Below are 17156 nucleotides of genomic sequence, written 5' to 3' on the forward strand. Positions count from 1 at the left end.
AAAATAGGATCCAATCCTTTCCTTTTATTGATTTTTAACTTTTCCATTCAAACTAGCACTAGCAGAAATTTTTGCATGAAAAGCTATTGCATATAACTTTATTTTTTTTATAAACAAGAGAATCCCATTCGATCGAATAGGGGATAAAAATGTTTTTAACCCTATTTCTGAAATAAAATTTGTCTTTGATGAAAGAATTTCAAAAGGAAGATGTCCTGAATATAGGCGAATCATAAGAGCAGCCATTCCTCTAGGTAACAAAGCATCACTATCTGCATCAAAAAAAATACGTAATCCTTTTAATTGGGCTTCCAACCAAACTTGAGATTGACAGCCATGAATTAATTTGTCTTCTGATCGAAATTCATAAGATTTTTTTGGTAAATTTCTTCCTAAATCTATAAGATATTCATATTTTTCTTCCCAATTTTTTAGAAGAAAAAATTCTTTTTTTATCCTTTCTTCTTTATCCTGTAACGTCATTTCAAAAGTTTTATACATAAATATAATTTATGATTTTTTTAGGTTATTAGTGGGATTTATTAATAATTTTTCTCTAGCCATTTTTGCTGCTTCCGTCATATTTTTAAGTGATTTAATCACTTCATTCCATTTTCTAGTTTTTAATCCACAATCTGGATTGACCCAAATATTCCTAATTGGCAAATTATTAGAAGCTTTTTTAATTAAATCAAATATTTCTTTTACAGTAGGAATTCTTGGAGAATGAATATCATATACTCCTGGACCAATTTCATTTGGATAAGAAAACTCTGAAAAAGCTTTTAATAGTTCCATTTTTGATCTAGATGTTTCTATTGTTAAAACATCTGCATCTAAAGACGCTATATGAGGTAATATGTCATTAAATTCACTGTAACACATATGTGTGTGAATTTGAGTTTCATCTTTCACTACACTTGAAGAAATACGAAAAGCTTTGACTGCCCAATCTAAATAAAATTTCCAATTTTTCTTTTTCAAAGGCAACCCTTCTCTAATTGCGGGTTCATCAATTTGAATTATTCTAATCCCTGAATTTTCTAAAGATTTTACTTCATCTCTAATCGCCCAAGCAATTTGATAAGCTGTAGTAAAAAGTGGTTGATCATCTCTTACAAAAGACCACTGTAAAATAGTTACAGGTCCGGTTAACATTCCCTTCATTAATTTTTTAGTTTTAGATTGAGCAAAACAAACATGTTTAATCGTCATATCTTTATCTCGTATAACATCTCCATAAATAACAGGAGGTTTAACACAACGACTTCCATAACTTTGAACCCATCCATTCTCAGTAGAAAGAAATCCTTTTAGTTTTTCTGAAAAAAATTCTACCATATCATTTCTCTCGAATTCTCCATGAACTAAAACATCTAAACCAATTTCTTCTTGTTTTTTAATTACATCTATAATAAATTTTTCAATTCTTTTTTCATATTCTTCTTGACTTAATTCTTTCTTTTTAAACTTATTTCGTAGAGTTCTAATTTCCTTTGTCTGTGGAAAAGAACCAATAGTTGTAGTAGGAAATATAGGAAGATGAAATTTTTTATGTTGTTTTTTTTGTCTTCTTTCAAAAGAAGAAATTCTTTTAAAATCTTTATTTTTTGCGAGTATTACTCTTTCCTTCACTTTTTTATCCTGAAAAAAATCCTTTTCTTTCTTTTTGTCATAGAGAAGATCTTTCTTCCCCTTTATAATATTTTCTAAATCTTGTAATTCAGATATTTTTTGTTTTGCAAAAGCCATTCTCTCTTTTACAGAAGAAAGAATCAAATGTTCGTCTTCTATATCTATGGGAACATGAATAAGAGAACAACTTGGCGCAATCATGACACGTTCTTCTCCTAAAACTTCTATTGTCCTTTCTATTTTCTTAATGGAATTAACATAATTATTTTTCCAAATATTTCTTCCATCTATTATTCCCAAAGATAAAATAATTTTTGTATCACCCAATAAATTTAGAAGACTTTCTAATTGTTCTGGATCCTCTACTAAATCAACATGCAAAGCTTTTATTATAGAGTAATTTTTTATAACAGAAACATTCTCTGAAACTCCATCAAAATAAGATGTTAATAAAATATTAATTTCAGAACAACATTGAGACATTTTTTGATAAGCATATTGAAAAGCTTCTATTTCTTTTTTAGATAAAAAATCAAAAACTAAAACAGGTTCATCTAATTGAATCCAATTAGCTCCTTTCTCCTTTAACTGATTGATAATTTGTATGTAAATAGGAACAATATTTTCAATTAAATCCATTTTATCAAAATTATCTTTTCCTTTTCCTAAAAAAAGATAAGAAATAGGACCTATCAAAACAGGTTTGGGAATTGATTTTAATATGAATTTAGCTTCTTCAAATTCCTCAAATATTTTATTTGAGGAAATACTAAATTTTTGATTTTTATCAAATTCTGGAACTATGTAATGATAATTCGTATTAAACCATTTAGTCATCTCCATCGCTTTAATATCCCATCCTTTTTTTTGAAATCCTCTAGCCATTGCAAAATAAACATCAATATGATTAGGAGGAGTAGGAGTGTCATTGTCATAAGTGGATATTGAATGATAATATTCTGGAATAACACCTAATAATAAAGACATATCTAATACATGATCATAGAAACTAAAATCATTACATGGAATCAAATCTAAACCGTATTTTTTTTGTATTTTCCAATTTTCTTTTCGTATTTTTTTTCCAACATAAAACAATTGATTTGGATCAATTGGATTTGCCCAATAAGCTTCGCAAGCTTTTTTTAACTCTCTTCGTCTTCCTATGCGAGGATAACCTAAATTATGTTTCAGCATAAAAAATTTTATTTAATAAATAAATCTAAACCAAAAAACGGACTTTGTAGAATTTTTAGAAAATAGTTCGTCATATTCTCGTCCTTATTTTATTTCTATTTCTTTTTTATTCCATGGGAGAATGATATAAGTATTCTAAAATTTCTTTTTCCAAAAAAGAGAAATGGACATTTCTTCTCTTCATCATAATTTCAGCAGTTTCACAAACTTTTTTAAAAGGAATCACTTTTTTATCTTGTATCCCTCCCAAAGAAAAAGAAGGAATATATCTGGGAGGAAACCCATATCCAAAAATATTTGCATTCACACCAACCATGGTGGCTGTATTAAATTGAGTATTAATAGCAGACTTAGAGTGATCTCCCATAATCATTCCAAAAAATTGAACATCTATAGGGAAAAAACTTTTTTCTTTAAAATTCCAAACTGTTACTTTAGAATAATCATTTCTTAAATTAGAAATATTTGTTCCAGCTCCCAAATTACACCATTCTCCTAAAATAGTATCTCCCAAAAAACCATCATGAGCTTTATTAGAATAAGAAAATATAACAGAATTTTTGATTTCACCGCCTACTTTACAAAATGGACCGATAGTCGTTGCCCCATATACTTTTGTTCCCATATTTAATGTTGCTTCTTTACAAAGAACTGCTGGGCCTCTAATCATAGATCCTTCCATGATTTTAACTCCCTTTTCAATATATATAGGTCCAAATTTTGCGTTTAGCACAATATTATCTGCAATTGTTTCTTCTTCTAAGAAGATTCTTTCTTTCAAAAAAAGATGATTTTTTCCTAAAAGTGGAAAAGAATCTTTTCCTTTTGTTAGGAAATCAAAATCTTGTTTTAAGATAATTCCATTGTTTATAAATATATCCCATGGATATTGAATATGTATAATTTGGGTTTGGTTTATGTGATAAATCTTTTTGTATTTTTTTTCATTTTTTAAACTTAAAAAAAATGTCGTTTGATTCTTATCAGAATAATCTAAATAAGATTTTCGTACAGCTACGATTTGATCTTTAAAAACAATAGCTTCATTTTCTTTTAATTTTAAAATGATTTGAATCAAATTTTCATCTCTTGGAATGAAAGAAGAATTAATTAATAAAATATTCTCAAATCCATTCTTTTTTTCAATACCAGAAGAATATTTTTTTGAAAGATATGGCTGTGTAAAAACGATAGCTTTTCCCTCAATATATTTTTCCCATCTTTCTCTTATTGTCAGAATTCCTAAACGAATTTCAGATACTGGCCTAGTCAATGTAATAGGAAACAAATTTTTCCACTCTACTCCTTCAGACAATATGAAATACATAATAATAATGAAACATAAAATTAATTTTTTTGATATTTTTCATATTTTTTCTTAAACTTTTCTGCTGGACCTGTTTTTCCTAAAAATCTTTTTTCTCCAGTAAAAAAAGGATGTGAAAAACTGGATATTTCCATTTTACATAATGGATAATCTAATCCATTTATTTGAATGGAGTCTTTTGTTTTTACAGTAGATCTACATATTAATATTTTTTCGTTATTAATATCTTTAAAAACAACAGGTCTATAATTTTTAGGATGTATTTTTTTTTTCATAATTTGAAATATTTTTGTCAATAATTATGTTTTTTGTTGAGTAGTAGTAGGAAAACGATAAATCATTCCATTAATATTCATCCCAGCTCCTAATGATGCCATTAATATAGTATCTCCAGGATTAATTTCATGAGGGGGCATCTTTCCTTGAAGAATTAAATCTAATAAAGTAGGAACAGTTGCCACAGAAGAGTTTCCGAATTTTTGTATAGTCATAGGCATTAAATTTGTGTAAAAATCTTTGTCTTTGAAAAAAGAAGATGAATAATTATATAATTTCAACAATCTTTTCAAAATAGCATAATCCATTTTAGCATTTGCTTGATGAATAAGAATTTTTTTAATATCCTTTAAATGTAAATCAGCATGATCTAATATACTTTTTAGCATATTAGGAACTTCTGTTAATGCATATTCATAAATACGTCTTCCATTCATTCTAATATTCACTAGAGATTTTTTATAACGAGGATTTAAAGAAGGACCATTCGATAAATAATGTAATTCTTCATTATTGTTACATTGAGAATCATAACAAATTATCCCATAATTTTCATTTTCTATTTCGATTGCAGATAAAACTACAGCTCCTGCTCCATCTGAAAAAATCATGGCATTTCTATCATGTGGATCTATTACTTTAGATAGAGTTTCAGAACTTGTGATCAAAATATTTTTAGCATATTTAGATCGTAAAAGTTGATCTGCTAAAATCATTCCTTCGATCCATCCTGGACATCCAAAAATCATGTCATATGGACGACATTTTCTATTTTTTATTTGAAGTTTGTTTTTCACTCTAGCTGCTATAGATGGCATAAAATCAGATTGAAAAGAAATCGGGTGAATATCTCCATAATTGTGAGCAGAGATAATATAATCTATTTTTTCTTTATAAATTTTAGAATTCATTAAAGCTCTTTTTGCAGCAATAGTTGCAATATCGGAATTAAATAAAGCATTATTTATATATCTCCTTTCTTCTATTTCTGTTATTTTCTGAAATTTATTAATAATTTCTTCATTAGATTTATTAATTTTTAATCCTTTTTTATCGTAAAATGTATGTTTTAAAAAATGATTACTTTTTATAATCTTTTTTGGTAAATAGTGTCCAGTTCCTGTAATGATTGATCGAATCATTTTTTTTTGCTACTTTGAAAATAATAACTCAAAAAAATCTTTGTGAAAAAATCGTTTTTTTATTAATTTCTGTTAATATTATAAAAAATAATCTTATGAACAAAGACCCCCTTTTTTCAAGGGAAAAAGAATTAACAAAAATGTTTGACGATATTTCTTCAAAATATGATTTGATTAATCATATTTTGTCTTTTGGAATAGATTTTTTATGGAGAAGAAAAGCTGTTCATTTACTTAGTCAAATAATAACAACTACAAAAGAAAAAAAAAAATATTAGATATAGCTACTGGAACTGGAGATTTGGCTATTTTACTAGCTAAAAGATTTGATGATATCAATGTAATTGGATTGGATCCATCTGATAAAATGCTAAAAATAGCTAAAAAGAAAATAAAAAACAATTTTTTGGAAAAAAAAATTCAAGTGATTCAAGGATATTCACAAAATATTCCATTTGGAAATAATACTTTTGATATAGTGACTATTTCGTTTGGATTAAGAAATTTTCAGTATTTTCACCGTTCTTTTAAGGAAATCTATAGAATTCTTAAACCCTTAGGGATTTTAGAAATTTTGGAATTTTCTCTTCCTTCAAATACTTACGTAAAAAAAATTTACCATTTTTATTCTCATTTTTTTTTACCTAAAATAGGAAATTTTTTATCAAAAAATCATTTTGCTTATAGCTATTTACAAGAATCTATTAAATCTTTTTCAGATTCTTATTATGGAAATAAAATGAAAAAATTATTAAAAGATCACAGATTTAAAATTATTCATACAAAAAAATTAACATGTGGAATTGCATCTATTTATTTATCAATAAAATAATTTTAAAAAAAAAACTGATTTTTAATTAAAAATTAAAAGTTATGAAGTATTTATCTGGATATTTAACATCTACTTTTATAAAAAAAAGAATTAAAAATATAAAATCTATTCTATGTTCTCCAATAGAAATACAACATAGACTCATTCATCAATTGATTTTATATGCAAAAAACACTGAGTTTGGTAAAAAATATGGATTTTGCGAGATCAAAAAATATCAACAATTCTCAGAAAGAATTCCCATATGCAAATATATAGATTTACATCCTATAATTAAGAGAATTCGTCAAGGAGAAAAAAATATATTATGGCCAGGTAAAATCAAATGGTTTGCTAAATCGTCTGGAACTACAAATACAAAAAGTAAATATATTCCTGTAACAAAACATTCTATGAAGGAATGTCATTATAAAGCAGGAAAAGATATGTTATCTATATATATTCATAATCATCCAAAAACAAAAATTTTTTTTGGAAAAGCTCTTCGTTTAGGGGGAAGCTTTGAATTATATAAAGACTATAATACTTTTTGTGGAGATTTATCTTCTATTTTGATAAAAAATCTTCCATTCTGGGCAGAATATATTAGTATTCCTAAAAAGAAAATCGCTTTAATAAGTGAATGGGAAAAAAAATTAAAAACTCTTGTCAAAGAAACCGCATACAAAGATGTACGTATTCTTTTAGGAGTTTGTTCTTGGCTTCTTATTTTTTTAAATCAATTGTTAAAAACATTAAAAGAAAATAAAATAAACGAAATATGGAAGAACATAGAAGTGATATTCCATGGAGGTGTAAACTTTAAACCATATCTTCCTCAATATAATGATTTATTTTCTAAATCTATTAATTATTATGAAATATATAGCGCATCAGAAGGTTTTTTTGCAGTGCAAGATAGAAAAAATGGAAAAGATCTTTTGCTTTTGTTAGATCATGGAATTTTTTATGAATTTATCCCTATGGAAGAATTCTACAATCCATTTCCAAAAATTATTCCTATTGAAAAAGTAGAATTAAATAAAAACTATGCACTTGTTATTTCTACAAATGCTGGATTATGGAGATATGTAGTTGGAGATACTATAAAATTTACTAGTTTATCTCCATACAGAATATCTGTTTCTGGAAGGACAAGCCATTATATTAATTCTTTTGGAGAAGAGTTAATCATTGAAAATGCTGAAAAAGCATTAGACATAGCTTGTAGAAAAACGGATTCTGTTATTCATGAATATACAGCTGGTCCTATCTATATGAATCAAAAAAATTCTGGAGCTCATGAATGGATTATTGAATTTAAAAAGCCTCCAAAAAATTTAAACAATTTTAGAGACATTTTAGATAATGAATTGAAATCTTTGAATTCAGATTATGAAACTAAAAGATATAAAAATATAATCTTACGTCCTCCTGTTATATATGTTGCTAGAAATGGATTATTTTACGATTGGTTAAAAACCCAAAAAAAATTAGGAGGACAAAATAAAGTTCCACGTTTATCTAACGATAGGAAATATATCGATTCTCTACTTAAAATAGAATAAAAAATTTTTAACTTTATTTTTTCATTAAACATCCTTCTATTAGAATAGTTATAAGGAGAATAAGAATAGAAATATAATATATATGTATTTTACATCAGATAAAAAAAAAGAAATATTTAAAACTTATGGAACATCTATTTTAGATACAGGTTCATCCAAAACGCAAATTGCTTTATTCACTTATAGAATTAAGCATTTAAGTAAACATTTGGAAAAGAACAAAAAAGATTTCAACACAGAAAGAGCACTGGTAAAATTAGTAGGAAAAAGAAAAAAATTACTGAAATATCTAGAAAAATATGATATAAATAGTTATAAAAAACTTATCAAACATTTAGAATTAAGAAAATGATCATTAAGAGGATTCTCCTACTCAAAAAAAAACTAGTAATCATTTCGAATAGAAATACAATCTTTTTATTTTTTAAAAAAATTATTATAGAATAGAAGAAAAAAATTCAATATGTCAGATCCAGTCAAAGAAATCATTTCTCTAGAAGAAGATGATCGTACTATTGTTCTAGAAACAGGGCAATTAGCCAGACAAGCAGATGGTTCCGTTATTGTAAGAACAAAAAATACAATGTTATTAGCGACTGTCGTTGTTTCTAAAGAAATCATTCCAAATGAAATCAATTTTTTACCATTAACAGTGGATTATAGAGAAAAATATTCTGCTGGTGGAAAAATTCCTGGTGGATTTATAAAAAGAGAAGGAAGACCTTCTGATGAAGAAATTTTAACAATGAGATTAGTAGATCGTGTTTTGAGACCTACTTTTTCAGAATTTTTTAGAAGAGAAATACAGATTATGATATCTTTGCTATCATATGATAGAACAGTATTACCAGATGGATTAGCTGGATTAGCAGCATCTACTGCTTTGTCTATCGCAGGAATCCCATTTGAGGGTCCTGTATCAGAAATACGTATTATACGTGTCAATAAAAAATTTATTCTAAATCCTAATTTAGATCAATTGAAAGAAGCAGATATGGATTTAATAGTAGGAGCTTCTACAAATTCTATTCTCATGATAGAAGGAGAAATGAAAGAAATTACAGAAAGTGAATTTTTAAATGCTATTACTATTGCTCATAAAGCAATAAAAAATCAAATAAAAGCACAAATTAAACTTGTGGAAAAGTTACCAAAAAATCGTTTTTTTTTCATTGAGAATGATTTTGATATGGAAAATTCTTTGTTAGAAAATGAAAATTTGAAAAAAAAACTATTTTCCTTCTCTTACGAAAAAATTGAAAAACTTTACCAAAGTTTTTTGGTGAAAAAAATGAGATCTATTCAAGAAAGAAAAATATTAAATAATTTCAAAAAAAATTTGTCTTTAGATGAAAGAGAAAAAAATGAAATTTTTATTCATCAATATTATGAAGAAATGAAAAAAAAAATAATTAGACATATGATTTTGAAAAAAGGAATTAGATTGGATGGAAGAACCAATCAACAAATACGACCAATATGGAGTATTGTGGATTATCTTCCAGGAGTTCACGGATCTGCATTATTTTCAAGGGGGGATACTCAATCTTTAACTACAGTAACACTAGGATCATCTTTAGATGCTAATAGAATAGATAACGTTATTATGGAAAATCAAGAAAAATTTTATCTTCATTATAATTTTCCTCCATTTTCTACTGGAGAAATCCGTCCAATTAGAGGAGTTACTAGACGTGAAGTAGGTCATGGAAATTTAGCACAAAGATCATTAAAAAACGTTATTCCTCCTAATAATCCATATACAATTCGTGTTGTTTCTGATATCTTAGAATCTAATGGATCTTCTTCTATGGCAACAGTTTGTGCAGCAAGTTTAGCATTAATGGATGCAGGGATTCCTATTGAAAATCCTGTTTCCGGTATTTCCATGGGATTATTTACAGATAAAGAAAAAAAAGTGATCATCTCTGATATTATGGGAGACGAAGATAGTTTTGGGGAAATTGATTTTAAAATAACAGGAACAAAAAATGGAATTACCGCATGTCAAATGGATGTTAAAAAAACACAAGGATTGACATATGATCTTTTAAATCAGATTTTAAATCAAGCTTTAAAAGGTCGTATGTTTATACTAAAAAAAATGCGAGAAACTTTACCAAGTTATAGAAAAAAATTGAAACCTAATGCTCCAAAAATATATACTTTAAATATTCCAAAAGACTTCATAGGCGCAGTCATAGGATCAGGAGGAAAAGTAATTCAAGAAATACAATCTGATACAGAAACAAGTATCTTAATTGAAGAAAAGGGAGGAACAGGATATATTGAAATTATAGGAAAGGATTCCAATAAAATAGAAAAAGCTATTAATAGAATCAAAGAGATTACTTTTGTTCCTGAAATAGGAAAAGTTTATAAAGCAAAAGTAAAATCTATAAAAGATTTTGGAGCTTTTGTGGAAATATCCAAAGGAATAGAAGGATTATTGCATATTTCTGAAATAAGATGGAAAAGGTTAAATAATATAAAAGACGAGTTGCACGTAGGAGATATTATTGATGTCAAGTTTATGGGAATTGATGATAAAAACAAAAAAATGAAACTTTCTAGAAAAGTTCTTTTTCCTCGTCCTAAAAAAAAATAATTCTATAAAACTTAGAAAAAAAACATGAGACAACTCAAAATTACTAAACAAGTAACTAATCGTGAATCTGAATCTTTAGATAAATATCTTCATGAGATAGGAAAAATTCCGTTATTAACACCAGAAGAAGAAGTAGAATATGCTCGTAGAGCAAGAGAAGGAGATGCATCTGCTATAGATAAACTTGTGAATGCCAATTTACGTTTTGTTGTTTCTGTGGCAAAACAATATCAAAATCAAGGATTAAGTTTATGTGATTTAATAAACGAAGGAAATTTAGGATTGATAAAAGGAATATTACGTTTTGATGAAACAAGAGGATTTAAATGTATTTCTTATGTTGTTTGGTGGATTAGACAAGCTATTTTACAAGCAATAGCAGAACAATCACGATCTATTCGTCAACCTACAAACAAATTAGCTTTATTAAATAAAATACTTAAAACTCTTGCTCAATTAGAACAAGAATTACAAAGAACTCCTTCTATAAGAGAAATAGCAGAATATTTAAATATGAATGAAAAAGATGTAGAAGAATCTATAAAAAATTCAGGAAGACATGTTTCTATGGATGCTCCTTTAATAGAAGGAGAGGATTCTAATTTATATGATTTAGTTAGATCGGATGAATCTCCTCGTCCAGATGAACATCTAGAAAAAGAATCTCTTAGAAAAGACATCAAAAGAATTTTGGAAACTTTAAGTGAAAGAGAACGTCGTGTTATTATTTTGCATTTTGGTTTAAATGGATCTCCGCCAATGACATTAGAAGAAGTCGGACAATCTTGTGATTTAACAAGAGAAAGAGTCAGACAAATTGAAAGTATTGCTTTAAAAAGATTGAAACATTCTTCTAGAAGCAAAATTCTTAAGCCTTATCTGGGATAAAAAAAAAGACCTCGAAGGGATTTGAACCCATAATCTTCTGATCCGTAGTCAGATGCTTTATCCAATTAAGCTACGAGGCCTATCATTATGTGAATATATAAAAAAAATATTTTTTAGGATAAAAGTATTTTTAAAAATTTTTCTATTTGAAGTGAAGAATTTCCAACAAGACCTCCATCTATATCTTCTTTAGAAAAAATATTTCTTGCATTAGTATCGTTTATACTTCCTCCATACAAAATATGGATTTTTTTTGATATTTTTTCTCCATATTTGTCTAAAAATAAAGTACGAATATACTTATGCATTTTTTGAACTTGTTCAGGAGTAGCTGTTTCCCCTGTTCCAATAGCCCATATAGGTTCGTATGCAATAATAAAATTGCTAATTTTTTCTGAAGTACATTGAAATACAGTTTCTTCTAACTGATTTTTAACAACGATAAACTGTTCTTTTCTTTTTCTTTCAAAAAATGTTTCTCCAACACAAAAAATAATGTTTAATCCATATTTTAAAGAAATATGAATTTTTTTTAGTAAAATGTCATTTGTTTCGGAAAAATATTTTTTCCGTTCGCTATGTCCTAATATTACTTGTTTAATTCCTATAGATCTTAGCATAGAGGCAGATACTTCTCCCGTATAAGGTCCATTTTCCATTTGATGAACGTTCTGAGCAGCAACATTTAAAGAAGTCCCTTGTAAAATCTGATTCGAAATTTGTAAAAAAGGAAAAGATGGTGCAATAATAACCTTTTTTTTGTAATTTATTTTTTTATCAAAAAAAATTTTTAGTAAATCTCTAAGAAAAGAAGTCGTTTCATAGAAATCATGATTCATCTTCCAATTTGCAATTACAATCTTTTTTTTCATTTTAATTAATTCTTCTATTCTTTCTTTTTTTCGAGTTTTAGTGTGTGTCTCTAGTAGGAGAGTCAAAGTAAAAAAGAGATAAATTCTAATTCATTTTCATTTTTTCTATATCTCTATTCTTAGAGAGTAAAAAGATTATCATTTTTAACATTTTTAAATAAAATTTTTCCAAATCTTTAGATTTAGAAAGAAAATTTTTTTTTTTTTTACAAGATAAAATGTTTTCTACAATTGTATCTATTGATAATCCATCATTGATTTCTTCTTTATCGTTCCAATTTTTAATTGGATTTAATTGTTTGTTATATATATTTAAAATTTTAGAATGTGAAATCTTTCTTTTCAAAGAAGAAGAAAAATTTAATTTTATTAATGTTATTATAATGTAATTAATAACATCTAGATATGTATCTATAATGTTTTCTTCTTTTACTTTTGTATTTCCTTTTTTTTGAATATTTTGTATACGTAAAATTTTTATAAAAATTTGATCTATCATAGAAGAAATTTTTAAAAATTTCCATGATAAATCATAATCTTTTAATTTTTCTTTAAATAATTTTTTACATTTTTCAATGATAAAATCAATGAAAATATGATTCATATCATTTAATTTTATTAATTGATAAATTACAAAAAATAGTTTTAATTAATGATAATTAATTGCGCAGGATCTTTATTATGTTTCAATAAACCAAAAATTATGGGAATAGTAAATGTAACTCCTGATTCCTTTTATGATGGAGGAAAATTAAATTCAGAATCCAAAATATTACAACATGTAGAATCTCTATTAAATGAAGGTTCTGATTTTATAGATATTGGAGGTTGTTCTACTCGTCCAGGAGCTAAATTTCCAACAGAAAAAGAAGAGATCAAACGAATAATTAGTCCTATTCGTTCTATATTAAAGACATTTCCAAATACTAGAATATCTATAGATACTTTTCGTAGTAAAGTAGCAGAAATAGCAGTAAAGGAAGGAGTTGTCATGATAAATGACATATCTGGAGGAATGTTAGATAAAAACATGTTTTTTCTTTTGAAGAAACTGAAAATTCCATATATATTAACTCATATGCATCATCATCATATAAATAGAAAAAAAATTTCTAATTCTGAAAAAATTAAAAAAAATATTAATCCAATTATAGAAATCAATCATTTTTTTTCTAAAAAAATTTATTATTTGAAACAATATGGAATAAATGATCTAATTTTAGATCCTGGATTTTGTTTTGGAAAAACATTGGAACAAAATTTTCAATTATTAAAACATTTGTCTCTATTAGGATTTGAAGATCATTTAATTTTAATTGGTGTTTCTAGAAAATCTATGATTCAAAATATTCTAAAAATTTCTTCTAAAGAATCATTAAATGCTACTTCTATCATTCATACTTTATCTCTGTTAAAGGGAGTTAAATTATTACGAGTACATGACGTAAAAGAAGCTGTAGAATGTATCAAATTAGTTCAATATTATGAAGAAATATAATTTTTTCATAAAAAAACTTAATTATTTATGAATCCATTTTTTTTATTTTATATTTTTTTTTAGAATTTCTTTCATTGATATTTTAGATATTTTTTTAGTAGCTATTATTTTATTACAAGTATATAGACTTGTTTATAACACAGCTGCTTTAAATATTTTTTATGGAATTATTGCTACTTTCATTTTTTGGAAAATAGTAGAAATGTACAAAATGAAACTTCTTAGCATAGTTATAAGTGCTTTTTTTAAAGGAGGTTTCTTAGCTTTAATTATCTTATTTCAACCAGAAATAAGAAAATTTCTTCTTATAGTTGGGAGCAGAATTTTTTTTAAAAAATTTGTTTTTTCTCTATTCGAAAAATCTGAAGTTACTTCTTCAGTAAAAACTGAAACTATAGATAGTATTGTAAAAGCTTGTGCTATTTTTTCGGGAGATAAAACAGGAGGATTGATTGTGATTCAATTACATCAGGATCTAAAAGAATTTATCCAAAATGGAGATGAAATGGATGCCAAAATTAATATTCCTATTTTAGAAAGTATTTTCTATAAAAATAGTCCGTTACATGATGGTGCTGTTGTTGTAAGAAAAAATAAAATTGTGAGAACAAGAGCTATATTACCAGTATCTTATAATAAAGAAATTCCATCTCGTTTAGGTCTTCGTCATAGAGCTGCTATTGGATTATCTGAAAAAACAGACGCAATATGTCTCGTTATTTCTGAAGAAACTGGTTATATATCTTATATAAAAGATCAAAATAGAACAGTCATTACTAACATAAATCATCTAAAAATGAAACTTGAAGAAGATTTACTTTGACTTTTTTTTTAAAATTTTAAAATACTTTGTATTTATATATAAATATTTTATATAAAAATGAACATAAAAAATTTATATAATTTATATACTATTTCTTCTGGAGTAGAAATAAATAGTAAAAAAGTAAAAAAAGGTTCTATTTTCTTTGCTTTGAAAGGAAAAAATTTTAATGGAAACCAATTTGCTAATGAAGCCATTTCAAATGGAGCAATGATGTCAATAGTAGATGATCCAAGATACACTTTTCCTTTTAAAAATATTTTTTTTGTAAAAAATACTTTGTTTTCTTTGCAAGAATTAGCAAAGTATCATAGATTACAACTTCAAAATATTCCTATTATTGCTATTACTGGAAGTAATGGAAAAACAACAACTAAAGAATTAACAGCAGCTATTTTAGCTGAAAAATATAATCTTGTTCATTCTACTAATGAAAATTTCAATAATCATATAGGAATTCCATTGACGATTCTATCTATGTCTAAAAAGACACAAATTTCTGTGATAGAAATAGGAGCTAATCATGAAAAAGAAATAGAAAAAATGTGTTCTATAATTAATCCAGACTATGGATATATAACTAATTTTGGAAAAGCTCATTTAGAAGGATTTAAAGATATGAAAGGAGTGATTCGTGGAAAATTAGAATTATACGATTTTTTAAAAAAAAATAAAAAAAAAGTTTTTGTAAATGGAGATGATCCCATTCAATTAACTAATAGTTTAGGAATGAATAGATATATTTTCTCTGAAAAATATAATTCATATGTAAATGTAAAAATTAAATATTCATGGAATCAAAAAAATTTAACATCTATTTTAGATTTGAATAATCTACAAATAGTATCCAAATTAATAGGAAACTATAATTTATACAATATAGCTTCTGCCATAACTATTGGGAATTATTTTCAAGTTTCTTTAAAAAAAATTAAAAAAGCTGTGGAAAAGTATGTTCCCAACAATTATAGATCTCAAATTTTTCAAAAAAAAAATATAAAAATTATTATGGATTGCTATAATGCCAATCCTACTAGTATGAAGAATGCTCTCACATATTTTAATAATCAAATTGAAGGTAAAAAAATAGCTATATTGGGAGATATGGATGAATTAGGTTTTTCTTCTAAAGAAGAACATCAAAAAATTATTTTTTATCTAGAAAAAAGTAATATCAACACAGTTTTTTTAATTGGAGAAATGTTTTTTCACACTACTATTAAAACTTCTGATAAAGTGAAAAAGTTTTTTAATAAAAATATTTTTATACAGTGTATAAACAATTATTGTTCTATTATTCTTAATACAGATTATCTTCTCATTAAAGGTTCTAGAAAAAACTATTTAGAAAGTATAATAGATTTAATCTAAATTTGTTGTAGATTTATATCTTAAAGATTAAATTTGTATGCGAAAAAAACTTCATAATTCATAAAATTTTTCTTTTATGAAAGAAATTACCACAGAAACCTATTTGAAGTGGTTTAAAGATATGTCTTTTTGGAGAAAATTTGAGGACAAATGTCGTTCCCTATATTTAAAACAGAAAATAAGAGGTTTTTTGCATTTATATAACGGGCAAGAGGCACTTCCTGCAGGATTAATTCATGCTATGGATTTATCTAAAGATAAAATGATAACGGCTTACCGATGTCATATTTTTCCCATTTCTATGGGAGTGGATCCAAAAAAAATCATGGCAGAACTTTTAGGAAAATCTACAGGAACTTCTCACGGAATGGGAGGTTCTATGCATATATTCAGTAAAAAACATCGTTTTTATGGAGGACATGGAATAGTAGGAGGTCAAATTCCATTAGGAGCTGGAATTGCTTTTGCCGATAAATATTTTAACAGAGATTCTGTAACTATTACACTTATGGGAGATGGGGCTGTAAGACAAGGTTCTTTACATGAAACTTTTAATATGTCCATGATATGGAAACTTCCTGTTGTTTTCATATGCGAAAATAATCAATATGCTATGGGAACATCTGTAAAAAGAAGCACCAATATGAAAGAAATTTATCAAATAGGTTTTGCATATGGAATGCCATCTTATCCTGTAGATGGAATGGATCCTGAAAAAATAGCAAAAATAGCTTTTTCTGCTATTGAAAGAGCTAGAAGGGGAGATGGTTCTACATTTATAGAAGTTAAGACTTACAGATATAGAGGTCATTCAATGTCTGATGCAGAATCATATCGTAGTAAGGAAGAAATTCATTTCTATAAAAAAAAGGATCCCATTTTGAAATTAAAAAATATTATTATTAGAAATCAATGGGAAACTATAGAAAATCTAAATTCTATTGAAAATGAAATAAAAAAAGAAGTAGAATCTTGTGTTGAATTTGCAGAAAAATCGGATCCTCCTTCTTTAGAAGAAATGTATAATGTTGTTTATAACGAGACAAATTATCCTTTTTTAGATAAAGTGATCCAGTGATTCGATTTTATTCATTCCATCCATACATACATATAAAGAAACAGAAGAAAACAAAACATAGG

At 26.2% G+C, this 17156-nt stretch carries 17 protein-coding genes and 1 tRNA gene; 10 read left to right on the forward strand and 8 right to left on the reverse strand.

Translation table 11 applies throughout. From position 1 onward, the window contains the following. Window positions 1–24: 24 nt before the first annotated feature. The 5 genes from H0H77_RS02565 to H0H77_RS02585 all read right to left on the reverse strand — a co-directional run bounded on the left by H0H77_RS02565 (window position 25) and on the right by H0H77_RS02585 (window position 5577). Window positions 25–483 carry a SufE family protein gene (locus H0H77_RS02565; RefSeq protein ID WP_185851880.1) on the reverse strand — a complete coding sequence of 153 codons (459 nt, stop codon included), beginning with the start codon at window positions 481–483 and terminating at the stop codon, window positions 25–27. Window positions 484–510: 27 nt separating this feature from the next. Further along, entirely contained in the window at window positions 511–2832 is a 2322-nt protein-coding gene (gene metE, locus H0H77_RS02570) for a 5-methyltetrahydropteroyltriglutamate--homocysteine S-methyltransferase (protein ID WP_185851497.1), read from the reverse strand. Window positions 2833–2938: 106 nt separating this feature from the next. Further along, a complete protein-coding gene (locus H0H77_RS02575; RefSeq protein ID WP_238783786.1) occupies window positions 2939–4159 on the reverse strand; it encodes a putative sugar nucleotidyl transferase in 1221 nt (406 codons plus the stop codon). Between the two features lie 20 nt (window positions 4160–4179). Then, window positions 4180–4434 carry a type B 50S ribosomal protein L31 gene (locus tag H0H77_RS02580; protein WP_185851498.1) on the reverse strand — a complete coding sequence of 85 codons (255 nt, stop codon included), beginning with the start codon at window positions 4432–4434 and terminating at the stop codon, window positions 4180–4182. A 24-nt stretch (window positions 4435–4458) separates the two neighbouring features. After that, on the reverse strand, window positions 4459–5577 hold the full coding sequence (locus H0H77_RS02585; protein WP_185851499.1) for a 3-oxoacyl-ACP synthase III family protein: 1119 nt from the start codon (window positions 5575–5577) through the stop codon (window positions 4459–4461). Window positions 5578–5672: 95 nt separating this feature from the next. On the opposite strand from H0H77_RS02585, the gene H0H77_RS03100 reads away from it, so the two are divergent. The 6 genes from H0H77_RS03100 to H0H77_RS02610 all read left to right on the forward strand — a co-directional run bounded on the left by H0H77_RS03100 (window position 5673) and on the right by H0H77_RS02610 (window position 11452). After that, entirely contained in the window at window positions 5673–5855 is a 183-nt protein-coding gene (locus H0H77_RS03100; RefSeq protein WP_262886693.1) for a class I SAM-dependent methyltransferase, read from the forward strand. 23 nt (window positions 5856–5878) lie between these two features. Further along, window positions 5879–6409 carry a ubiquinone/menaquinone biosynthesis methyltransferase gene (locus tag H0H77_RS02590; RefSeq protein ID WP_262886694.1) on the forward strand — a complete coding sequence of 177 codons (531 nt, stop codon included), beginning with the start codon at window positions 5879–5881 and terminating at the stop codon, window positions 6407–6409. Window positions 6410–6450: 41 nt separating this feature from the next. Continuing rightward, window positions 6451–7956 (forward strand): GH3 auxin-responsive promoter family protein, encoded by a 1506-nt coding sequence (locus H0H77_RS02595; RefSeq protein ID WP_185851500.1) that lies wholly within the window; start codon window positions 6451–6453, stop codon window positions 7954–7956. 82 nt (window positions 7957–8038) lie between these two features. Then, a complete protein-coding gene (rpsO, locus tag H0H77_RS02600; RefSeq protein WP_185851501.1) occupies window positions 8039–8308 on the forward strand; it encodes a 30S ribosomal protein S15 in 270 nt (89 codons plus the stop codon). 111 nt (window positions 8309–8419) lie between these two features. After that, window positions 8420–10564, forward strand: coding sequence for a polyribonucleotide nucleotidyltransferase (locus H0H77_RS02605; protein ID WP_185851502.1), 2145 nt, complete (start codon window positions 8420–8422; stop codon window positions 10562–10564). Between the two features lie 24 nt (window positions 10565–10588). After that, a complete protein-coding gene (locus H0H77_RS02610; RefSeq protein WP_185851503.1) occupies window positions 10589–11452 on the forward strand; it encodes a sigma-70 family RNA polymerase sigma factor in 864 nt (287 codons plus the stop codon). 6 nt (window positions 11453–11458) lie between these two features. Here the strand turns inward: H0H77_RS02610 and H0H77_RS02615 are convergent. The 3 genes from H0H77_RS02615 to H0H77_RS02625 all read right to left on the reverse strand — a co-directional run bounded on the left by H0H77_RS02615 (window position 11459) and on the right by H0H77_RS02625 (window position 12928). Beyond that, window positions 11459–11532: transfer RNA gene (locus tag H0H77_RS02615), tRNA-Arg, on the reverse strand. 33 nt (window positions 11533–11565) lie between these two features. Next, window positions 11566–12324 carry a triose-phosphate isomerase gene (gene tpiA / locus H0H77_RS02620; protein ID WP_185851504.1) on the reverse strand — a complete coding sequence of 253 codons (759 nt, stop codon included), beginning with the start codon at window positions 12322–12324 and terminating at the stop codon, window positions 11566–11568. A gap of 85 nt (window positions 12325–12409) precedes the next feature. Then, window positions 12410–12928, reverse strand: coding sequence for a DUF1599 domain-containing protein (locus tag H0H77_RS02625; RefSeq protein WP_185851505.1), 519 nt, complete (start codon window positions 12926–12928; stop codon window positions 12410–12412). Between the two features lie 48 nt (window positions 12929–12976). Between H0H77_RS02625 and folP the strand changes: the two genes are divergently transcribed. From folP to pdhA, 4 genes are all read left to right on the forward strand, one after another. Further along, complete coding sequence (gene folP, locus H0H77_RS02630; RefSeq protein WP_185851506.1) at window positions 12977–13822, forward strand: dihydropteroate synthase; 846 nt, start codon at window positions 12977–12979, stop codon at window positions 13820–13822. Window positions 13823–13928: 106 nt separating this feature from the next. Further along, window positions 13929–14645: a diadenylate cyclase gene (locus H0H77_RS02635; protein ID WP_238783821.1), complete on the forward strand. Its 717-nt coding sequence runs from the start codon at window positions 13929–13931 to the stop codon at window positions 14643–14645. 57 nt (window positions 14646–14702) lie between these two features. Next, complete coding sequence (locus tag H0H77_RS02640; protein ID WP_185851507.1) at window positions 14703–16016, forward strand: UDP-N-acetylmuramoyl-tripeptide--D-alanyl-D-alanine ligase; 1314 nt, start codon at window positions 14703–14705, stop codon at window positions 16014–16016. Between the two features lie 76 nt (window positions 16017–16092). Next, window positions 16093–17094: a pyruvate dehydrogenase (acetyl-transferring) E1 component subunit alpha gene (pdhA, locus tag H0H77_RS02645; RefSeq protein ID WP_185851508.1), complete on the forward strand. Its 1002-nt coding sequence runs from the start codon at window positions 16093–16095 to the stop codon at window positions 17092–17094. Window positions 17095–17156 lie beyond the last annotated feature (62 nt).

Origin of the sequence: Blattabacterium cuenoti (genome assembly GCF_014251255.1) — a bacterium.
GTDB classification, from domain to species: Bacteria; Bacteroidota; Bacteroidia; order Flavobacteriales; family Blattabacteriaceae; genus Blattabacterium; species Blattabacterium cuenoti_W.

Coding starts and splice junctions, on each gene's coding strand:
- H0H77_RS02610 (WP_185851503.1), top strand. CDS start 10,589: ATGAGACAACTCAAAATTACTAAACAAGTAACTAATCGTGAATCTGAA.
- H0H77_RS02575 (WP_238783786.1), bottom strand. CDS start 4,159: ATGTATTTCATATTGTCTGAAGGAGTAGAGTGGAAAAATTTGTTTCCT.
- rpsO (WP_185851501.1), top strand. CDS start 8,039: ATGTATTTTACATCAGATAAAAAAAAAGAAATATTTAAAACTTATGGA.
- H0H77_RS02640 (WP_185851507.1), top strand. CDS start 14,703: ATGAACATAAAAAATTTATATAATTTATATACTATTTCTTCTGGAGTA.
- pdhA (WP_185851508.1), top strand. CDS start 16,093: ATGAAAGAAATTACCACAGAAACCTATTTGAAGTGGTTTAAAGATATG.
- tpiA (WP_185851504.1), bottom strand. CDS start 12,324: ATGAAAAAAAAGATTGTAATTGCAAATTGGAAGATGAATCATGATTTC.
- folP (WP_185851506.1), top strand. CDS start 12,977: ATGATAATTAATTGCGCAGGATCTTTATTATGTTTCAATAAACCAAAA.
- H0H77_RS02565 (WP_185851880.1), bottom strand. CDS start 483: ATGACGTTACAGGATAAAGAAGAAAGGATAAAAAAAGAATTTTTTCTT.
- H0H77_RS02605 (WP_185851502.1), top strand. CDS start 8,420: ATGTCAGATCCAGTCAAAGAAATCATTTCTCTAGAAGAAGATGATCGT.
- H0H77_RS02585 (WP_185851499.1), bottom strand. CDS start 5,577: ATGATTCGATCAATCATTACAGGAACTGGACACTATTTACCAAAAAAG.
- H0H77_RS02625 (WP_185851505.1), bottom strand. CDS start 12,928: ATGAATCATATTTTCATTGATTTTATCATTGAAAAATGTAAAAAATTA.
- H0H77_RS02595 (WP_185851500.1), top strand. CDS start 6,451: ATGAAGTATTTATCTGGATATTTAACATCTACTTTTATAAAAAAAAGA.
- metE (WP_185851497.1), bottom strand. CDS start 2,832: ATGCTGAAACATAATTTAGGTTATCCTCGCATAGGAAGACGAAGAGAG.
- H0H77_RS03100 (WP_262886693.1), top strand. CDS start 5,673: ATGAACAAAGACCCCCTTTTTTCAAGGGAAAAAGAATTAACAAAAATG.
- H0H77_RS02580 (WP_185851498.1), bottom strand. CDS start 4,434: ATGAAAAAAAAAATACATCCTAAAAATTATAGACCTGTTGTTTTTAAA.